This window comes from Allorhizocola rhizosphaerae (assembly GCF_003426775.1).
Taxonomy (GTDB): Bacteria; Actinomycetota; Actinomycetes; order Mycobacteriales; family Micromonosporaceae; genus Allorhizocola; species Allorhizocola rhizosphaerae.
Genome location: NZ_QJUG01000103.1, coordinates 20,516 through 28,958, shown reverse-complemented (window position 1 = coordinate 28,958; position 8,443 = coordinate 20,516). Strand labels below are relative to the sequence as shown.

At 68.4% G+C, this 8,443-nt stretch carries 7 protein-coding genes and 1 pseudogene; 6 read left to right on the top strand and 2 right to left on the bottom strand.

Annotation, left to right across the window (positions count from 1 at the left end):
* A pseudogene (locus DM816_RS22365) lies at window positions 1-219 on the bottom strand (hypothetical protein); the annotation flags it as partial.
* Window positions 216-1,643, bottom strand: a complete 1,428-nt coding sequence (locus DM816_RS22360; RefSeq protein ID WP_117212292.1) for a class I adenylate-forming enzyme family protein — start codon at window positions 1,641-1,643, stop codon at window positions 216-218. The pseudogene DM816_RS22365 and the gene DM816_RS22360, both read right to left, overlap by 4 nt.
* 113 nt (window positions 1,644-1,756) lie before the next feature.
* On the opposite strand from DM816_RS22360, the gene DM816_RS22355 reads away from it, so the two are divergent.
* The 6 genes from DM816_RS22355 to DM816_RS22330 all read left to right on the top strand — a co-directional run bounded on the left by DM816_RS22355 (window position 1,757) and on the right by DM816_RS22330 (window position 8,434).
* Entirely contained in the window at window positions 1,757-3,190 is a 1,434-nt protein-coding gene (locus DM816_RS22355) for a condensation domain-containing protein (protein ID WP_162907714.1), read from the top strand.
* 50 nt (window positions 3,191-3,240) lie between these two features.
* The gene (locus tag DM816_RS22350) at window positions 3,241-3,615 is read left to right on the top strand and encodes a diacylglycerol kinase family protein (protein ID WP_117212290.1); all 375 of its coding nucleotides are present in this window, start codon (window positions 3,241-3,243) and stop codon (window positions 3,613-3,615) included.
* A 7-nt stretch (window positions 3,616-3,622) separates the two neighbouring features.
* Window positions 3,623-4,153, top strand: coding sequence for a SigE family RNA polymerase sigma factor (locus tag DM816_RS22345; RefSeq protein ID WP_246002120.1), 531 nt, complete (start codon window positions 3,623-3,625; stop codon window positions 4,151-4,153).
* Window positions 4,147-5,097 carry a hypothetical protein gene (locus DM816_RS22340; RefSeq protein WP_117212289.1) on the top strand — a complete coding sequence of 317 codons (951 nt, stop codon included), beginning with the start codon at window positions 4,147-4,149 and terminating at the stop codon, window positions 5,095-5,097. Before DM816_RS22345 ends, DM816_RS22340 begins: the two co-directional genes overlap by 7 nt.
* Window positions 5,098-5,287: 190 nt before the next feature.
* Window positions 5,288-5,716 (top strand): hypothetical protein, encoded by a 429-nt coding sequence (locus tag DM816_RS22335; protein WP_162907712.1) that lies wholly within the window; start codon window positions 5,288-5,290, stop codon window positions 5,714-5,716.
* A 33-nt stretch (window positions 5,717-5,749) separates the two neighbouring features.
* Window positions 5,750-8,434 (top strand): S8 family peptidase, encoded by a 2,685-nt coding sequence (locus DM816_RS22330; protein WP_162907711.1) that lies wholly within the window; start codon window positions 5,750-5,752, stop codon window positions 8,432-8,434.
* Window positions 8,435-8,443: the final 9 nt, after the last annotated feature.

Genomic DNA, 8,443 nt, shown 5'->3' with positions numbered 1-8,443 from the left:
CGGGACCTCCGCGGCCGCCCGCACGAAGCGGGGCCCGTCCGCGGTGTCGGCGACCGCGCGGCTCAGCGCCGGGTGCCTGGCGACCACGGCCGCGCACGCCTCGCGCAGCGCGTCGTGGTCGAGCGCGCCGTCAAACCAGATCCCCAGCGCCATGTGAAAAGCCGTGCCGGCCACACCGGCCCGCTCGGTGAACCACACGCCGTGTGCGGCAGAGTTCACGTGTCATCGCCTCCGGTCAGGAAATACTGGAACAGTTGCCGCTTGAGCACTTTGCCGGCGTCGTTGCGCGGCAGCCGGTCGGCCAACGCCAGCCTGCTGGGCAGTTGATAGTCGGCCAGCCGCGGCGCCAGGAAGGCGCGCAGATCGGGCAGGCCGATCGGGTCACGCGCGACCACGACGGCGGCCAGTTGGGCTCCGAGCACGGGGTGCGGCAAGCCGATGACGGCCGCATCGATCACGGCCGGATGCTCGTAGAGCGCTGCCTCGATCTCGAGCGTGGAAACCTTGTGCGCACCCGACTTGACGATATCACCGTCGCGATCGGACAGGTACAGGAAGCCGTCCTGCAGCCGCCCGATATCGCCCATGCGGACCCATCCGTCGCGGAACGCCTCCTCGCCGAGATAGCGGCGCGGGTGCGGGGAGCGCAACCACACGTGCCCGGTCACGCCGTCGGGCACGGGCGTGCCGGTCTCGTCGGTGATCCGGATGGTGCCCGATGGAGCCTTGCCGACGGCGTCGGGCCGGTGGGGGTCGAACACCATGCTGGCCTGGGCGGGGGCCGCCTCGGTCGACGTGTAGTAGTTGACGATCGCCGCGTTGGGGAACGTCTCGGCCAGGCGCAGGGCGATCGGCGGGGGCAGGGCGGCGGCCGTGCAGCCGACCAGATGCAGGCCCGTCAGGTCGACCCCTTGCAGGGCACCGGAATCGAGCAATTCGATGGCCATGGACGGGACCATGAAGGCGGTGCCGACGTGTGGCAGGAGTTTGGCCATGCGGCGCGGCGTGAACTGGGGCAGGACCAGTGCCCACGGCTTGGCGGTCAGCGAGTTGAGCAGCATGGTCTGGCCCGCGTTGGTGCCGATCGGGAACGCGTGCAGGAAGCGTTCGGAGTGGGCCAGGGCCATGCGGCGCGGGTGCGAGGGCGCGTTGGTGGTCAGGTTGGCGTGGGTGGCCGCGACGCCCTTGGGCTCGCCGGAGGTACCGGAGGTGAAAAGAATCTGGGCCAGGCAGTCCGGGCGCGAATCGTCGCGATCGGTCGGTTCCTCGCTTGCGACAAGCTTGTCCACATCGTCCCGGCCGGTGATGGTGAGCTGGGCACGGGCCGAGGACAGGAGGCGTTCGACGCGCGCGGGCGGGAGCTCGTCGTGCACGGGCACGGCCACCGCACCGGCCTTCTGCACACCCACATAGGCGATCGCGAACGAGGCCCAGTCTCGGCCGGAAAACACCAGGCCGACGATCGCCCCGGGGGCAATTCCTTTGCGGCGCAACGCATTGGCCAGGCGAGCGGAGTCGTCCTCCCAGCGGGCGAAGGTCAGCGGCTCGGCGCCGTGCACCTCGATCGCGGCCCGGTCGGGGTGGTGCGAACGGCGCCAGGACAGCAGGCTCGGCACGGTCCGCGTCTCACCGATCCCACGCATCACTCACCCCCCTCACCCCGCACGCCGAGCACGAGTTTGCCGGTTTGGATTGGTCGATGGGATCGGCCGAACAGGGGAAAGCGCTTTCCCTTCACCACTTCTACTATGTGCCGATGGCGGAGTCTGATGACCGCAGGCGTCTCGCCTCGGCCCCCAGCGGTGACTGGGACACCCCAACACCCGTGGCCTCCTCTAGCGCCCGCCAGGCGGAGTTGTGGGCCGAGTTTCGCGGGCAGGCGAGCTCACCGGAGCCCCTGACATGGGGACAGCGCTCCATCTGGAAGGCTTACAGCGAGTTCCGGCCGCACACGGCGTGGCTCAACATCAGCCGGGTGGTAGCGGTCCCGCGCAGCGCGGGTGAAGACGCGGGCGCGGTCGTGCGGGCGATCGGCGCGCTGATGAGCCGGCACGAATCCCTGCGCACACGCATCGAGCAGGACGAAACGGGGCTGCGGCAGGTGCCCGCGCCGGGCGGACGGTTGCAGGTGCATCTGGTCGAGTCCGACGACGCGGAGTCCATAAAGGACAGCATGGGCGCCGTGCCTTTCGACTACCTGGGCGAGTGGCCGCTGCGTGCGACCCTGGTCATGTCTGGTGGGCGGGTCACGCACGTGGCGCTGGTGTTCAGCCACGTGGCGGTCGACTTCCACGCCTCCGAGATCCTGATGCGCGAGTTGCGCCTGCTGTTGCTGCGCGGCCAGATCACGACCCCGGCCGGATTGCAGTCGGTGGACGTGGCACGGCAGGAGCTCGGGCCCATGAAGCATCGCAGCGACCGGGCACGCGACCATTGGCTCGGCAACTACGAACACCTGCCGCACAGCATGTTCGACCCCGTCGCGCCCCCGCTCACGCCCCGCTTTCGGCGCGCGCTGCTGGTCTCCCCCGCCGCTGACATCGCCATGCGCGCCCTCGCCGCCCGGCACGGCGTGAGCACGGCAACGGTTTTGCTTGCCATGACTTCCGTGCTGATCTGCCGCTGGACGGGACACGACCGGTGCGCGTTGTTTTTGATGGTCAACAACAGGTACCAGCCCGGCTATCGCGATGCGATCTCCAAGCTCAACCAGCTGGGGCTGTTCGTGCTTGAGGTGGGCGACGACACCGACACGGGTTCGCTGATGGCTCGTGCCTGGCGGGCGGCCTCGCGGGCGTATCGGCACGCGTACTACGACCCGTACACAATGGACGAAGCCATCCGCCAAACCGGCCGCCCGACCGGCAGCGCCTTCGAACCCTGGTGCTACGTCAACGACCTGCGCCTGCCCGGCCTCACCGACACGGTCCAACCCCCGTCGGACTCGAGCCCGGCCGCACTCGAAGCCGCACTCCAACACACGTCCCTGTCGTGGCCCGAGACCCTCGACCGGTTCGCCTGGCGCTTCCGCCTGCAGGTCATGGACGCCCCCACCGGCCTCGGCCTCTCCATCACCGCCGACACCCACTACCTCCCACCTGAGCGGATCGAGCGATTCCTGCGCGAGCTGGAACGCCTCATCGTGAACGCGGCCGTCCGGCTGGAAACATCGGGTGATGATCAGGTGTAGAACCCGTGTTGACGGAACGCATCGGCGCACGCATCCCCTATGTTGCCCGAATGAGGATCGGGGCGTGGGCCGTCCGGCTGAGCCGCAGTTTCCGGTTCGCGACACGCGGCATCTGGGTCGCCGGGCGGGGCGCGAACTTCAGAATTCAGCTCGCGTCGGCTGGCGGGGTCGTCTTTCTGACCGTGGCGTATGGGATCACCGGATCGCACCTCGGGTTGGTCGTGGTGAGCATCGCCGCGGTGCTCTCGGCCGAGCTGATGAACACCGCGATCGAGCGGACGTGCGACTTCATCGCCGAGCTGCACGGCATCGGCCGCGACCCACGCATCCGGGACATCAAGGACCTTGCCGCGGGCTCCGTGCTGTTAGTGGCGTTAGGAGCTTTGGTCAACGGGATCATCGTGTTCGGCCCGGAACTGATGTAGTCGAGCGATGCAACCTTTCGCGGGGCTGCTGTGTCTGATGGTCATGACCCGGTGGGCGGCCCCGGAGGGGTTCGCGGAGTTTGTTCGCGGCAGGCATAGTGACCTGCTGCGCTTTGCGCATGTGCTGTGTGGGGATCGATACCTGGCCGAAGATCTGGTGCAGGACGCGCTGGAACGGGCCGGGATGGCGTGGCGGCGGATCGAGCGGCAGGACAATCCCGAGGGGTACGTCCGTAAGACCATCACGAACCGGTACCTGAACCAGATCCGGGTCATGAAGCGTGAACGGCTCATGGATTCGCCGCCCGAAACCGGTACCCCCCAAATGGAAATGCCCGACGAAAATCTCAGGCGGCTGCTCGCCGGGCTGCCGCGGCAGCAACGGGCGGTCATCGTGCTGCGGTACTACCTTGACTACTCTGAGGCGCAGATCGCCGAGACGCTGGGCTGCTCGACGGGCACGGTGAAGAGCAATGCCTCGCGGGCCATGGCCAAACTGCGTGAGGCGCTGATCGCGGTGAAGGAGGGTGCGTGGTGACCGAGCTCGACGACCGTCTGCGCACGATCCTGCGGGACGACGACTTCGCGATGATGGGCTGGGAGGACCCGGTCGGCCGGGTGACCGTGGGCATCCGGCGCAGGCGCCGCAACCGGACATTGGCGGTGGCGTGCGCGGTGCTGGCCCTGGCCGTTGGCGTGCCCGCGGCGGTGCTGTGGCCGTCGGCCTCGCGGCCCGCACCCAACCGGCCGATCCCCTATTGGGACAGTGAGATCGTCGCGGCACCGGCCCTTGCCCGCCGCGAGCCGCGGCCCGATGCCACGCCGTGCCAGGCCGCGCACCTTGGCAACCACTGGGTGCAGGGCCAGACCCTGTATGTGGCCAACCTCGGCGACAAGCGATGCACGCTGTCCGCTCCCGCCACGTTGGACAACGGTGTGGTCGCGGGCGGACGCTTCCCGGGCGACGAGAAGCAGTATCCGGCGACCATCGACCCGGGCGAGCCCGCGCGCATGGATCTGGTGTTCACCGAGTGCGACCGCGAAACGTCGGTGGTCGTGCTCGGGGTGAGCCTCTCGCTCGGCAACCGGTGCGTCACCGCGGCCAGCGCCTGGTACGTCGAGCCGCCCCTGCTCAACGCGCCGCTCACGGTCAGCATGGAGGCTCCCGCGACCGTCCAACGTGGACAGCACTTCGACTATGTCGTGACCGTGCTCAACGCGATGCCATACACGTTTGGCCTCGACGTGTGCCCGACGTACCTGCAGCAGCTGGGCGAGGACGCGAAGTGGCGGCGACTCAACTGCGCCGGCCTGACCGAGATCCCCGCGCACACGTCCGTCAAGTTCGCGATGCGTGCGTATGTGCCCGACTCCCAGCCCATCGGAGCCAAGCTCAGGCTGCACTGGATGGCCGTGATGTCCGACGGCACGGTCGCCATCGCCCAGCCCGCGACCGCGGGCGTGACGGTCGAGGTCGTGTAACGAACCCGCGCCCAATCCCGATAAACGAATGGACTAACCGCCGCACGGCTTCCTCCTCGCCGTGCGGCCGGTCGTTACCTGCGCTTAAACGCGTCTTCAGCGAGTCTTATGATGATGAATCGGATTCATGACACTTAGGACCGTCGTGCTTGCGTTACGTTAGGCATGCGTCATTGGGGAGGAATCGGTCATGGGCGTTCGCCGTGCTCGCTTGTTGCTCGTGCTGGTCATGGCTTGCGCCGCGTGCACGCCGTCGACCCCGCAAACCCAGCCACCACCGTCCTCGGCCATCGACGGCGTGATCCCCTCGCCGTATAGGTCCCTTGTGGACGCGGCGCGCGAGCGGGGTTCCGTGCGGGTGATCGTCACCCTGGCGATCCCCTATCGGCCCGAGGGTGAGCTTCCCCAGGACGCGGTGCAAAAGCAGCGCGCCGAGATCGAGGCAGCCCAGCGCCGCCTGCTCGACGAGCTGAAGCCCTTCAAGGTCGAGCTCAACAGGCAGTACAACCGGCTGCCACAGCTCGCATTGACGGTTGACGAGGCGGGCATGCGCCATCTGGCCACCTCGCCGCTCGTGAAGTCCGTGCAGGAAGACAAGGCAGACTCCACAACCTCGTAACGCCGCCTAACCCCTGAAGCAATGGAGATCGCGGTGAAGAAACACAAACCTGTCCTTGGTGTACTGTCGGCGGCCCTGATGACCGTCGCCGGCATGGCACTGAACCCAGCGGCCGGCCTAGCGGCGGCCGCGCAACCCCCATCACAGCCCGACACGGTGCAGCGGCTCATCGCCGCCGCCGCCAAAGAAGGGCCGCAGCGGGTCATCGTCCAGCTCAAGGAGCGAAGCGACCAGGACCGGGTGCTGGGCTCGCTGCGCAGCGCGCAGGCCGGAGTCAAGACCCACCGCAAGTTCGACCGGTTCCCGATGCTCGCGCTTGAGGCCGACAGCAAGGCACTGGAGCAGCTGGCCAAGTCAGACCGGGTGGTGCGCATCCAGCCCGACACGGCCGACCTGCCCACGCTCGGCTCCACCATCCCGCTCATCAACGCCGACGACGTGCACGGCTTCGGCTTCACCGGCACCGGTTTCGCGGTGGCCATTTTGGACACCGGAATCGACCGGGACCACCCGTTCCTCGCCGGCCGCATCGTCGAAGAGGCGTGCTTCTCCAGCAGCGGTGACGGCCAGCAGACGTTGTGCCCCAACGGTAACAACGAGCAGACGGGCGCCGGCGCGGCCGACGTCGAGATCGCCAACTGCATGGACGGTGGCAGCAACATCTGCGACCACGGCTCGCACGTGGCCGGCATCGCCGCGGGCAGCGCGGCCGGAGTGACCGGCGCGCCGGGCAACGGCGTGGCACCGGGCGCGACCATCATCGCGATCCAGGTGTTCACCCGGTTCGACAACGCCGACGACTGCGACGGCAACGCGCCCTGCGTGCGCACGTTCACCTCCGACCAGATCGCCGGCCTGGAGCACGTGCTCGACCTGAGCGACGACCACAACATCGCCGCGGCCAACATGAGCCTTGGCGGGGGCGAGTTCACCAGCAACTGCGACGACGACTCCCGCAAGGACGTCATCGACGACCTGCTCGCCGAGGGCATCCCGACCGTGATCGCCGCGGGCAACGACGGATTCGGTGCTGCGGTGAGCGCGCCGGGCTGCATCTCGACGGCCGTGACCGTGGGCGCGACCACCGACGGCGACGCCGTCGCCGGCTTCAGCAACCGGGGCACGCTGCTCGACCTGTTCGCGCCGGGCGTGAGCGTGCGGTCGTCGGTCCCCGACGACACGTGGGCCAACTTCGACGGCACATCCATGGCCGCGCCGCACGTGGCGGGCGCGTTCGCCCTGCTGCGCCAGGCCCGGCCGGGCGAGACCGCAGGCCAGCTGCTCACGCGGCTGCGCGACACCGGCGTGCCGATCACCTACAACAGTGGCGGCAACAACGTCACGACGCCGCGCATCGACCTGCTCAACACCGTGCCCGTCCCACCGCCGACGGCCGACGCGGGTGGTCCGTATTCGACGGTCGAGGGCAGCGCGATCACCTTGGCCGGAAGTGGTACCAACGCAACATCTTTCGCCTGGGACTTCGACGGCGATGGCGCCTTCGATGACGCGACCGGACCCACGCCGACGTTCGGCCTCGTCGGCCAGGATGGTGTGTTCACCGTGCGGCTGCGGGTGACCGGGCCGGGCGGGACCGCCACGGACGACGCCACGGTGACCGTGGCCAACGTCGCGCCGCAGGTGGTTGCGACGCTGGCCCCGGGACCGCGGCGGGAGGGCACGGCGATCACGCTGCGCGGCACGATCGTCGATCCCGGCTGGCTCGACCCGCTCACCGCCACGATCAACTGGGGTGACGGGACCAGTCAACCGGCCTCCGGGGTACTGGAAAACGATCCGCCAAACGCGACACTCACGTTCACGGCCGACAAGGTGTATGGCGACAACGGCACCTTCACCATCACCGTGTGCGGCTTCGACGACGACACGTCGAGGTGCGGCAGCACCAATGTGACGATCGCCAATATCGACCCGACGGCGGCGATCGACAAGTCGGGCGCGGTGGCCACGCCCGGCGGGCAGACCATCGTCACCGATGCCCACGATGAGCTGGCGTTGTCCGGGCGGGTCACCGACCCAGGCAGCGACGACCTCATCATCACGTGGGACTTCGGCGACGGCGGCGCCTCGCCCGACAAGAGCACCACCTCGCTGGTCAACCCGCCCAACCCGGACCCGCCGCTGAGCCCGAGCGTGCAGCCGCGCGACGTGACCGACAACGCCACGGTCGAATACAGAAAGGCCTGCGTCTACGAGGTCACGTTCGCGGCGCGCGACGACGACGGCGGAACGGGTTCTGACGGGGTCACGGTGGTCGTACAGGACAATGGCGTGCTTTCCAAGATCTCTACGCTTTGGTACCTGGAATTCCTCGTGACAACGCTGCCTCCCGATCATTTCCCGGATGACGTGCTGCAGTGTTACCTCGACATCGCGCAGCACATGAGCGGCGTGTTCGGCGAGGCGACCGACGCGTCCACCATCGCGGCGGCGCGTGACGTGGTCGCGCCTCGGCTCCTGCCGACGGCCCGGCAGCAGTTCGACCGCGAGGCGCTCACCGCGTGGCTCAACTTCGCGCATGGCGCCTTCGGGCTGAACGACGGGGTCGACACCGACTGCAACCTGTCGGCCGACGACACGTTCATCAACGTGATGCGCAACGCGGAAGCGGTCCGGCTCGACCCGGCCGCCAGCGACAGCGCCATCCGCGCACACGCGGCCCTGCTGGGCCGGCTGAACCTGTGCAACCCGTTGTAGGTTAAGCAG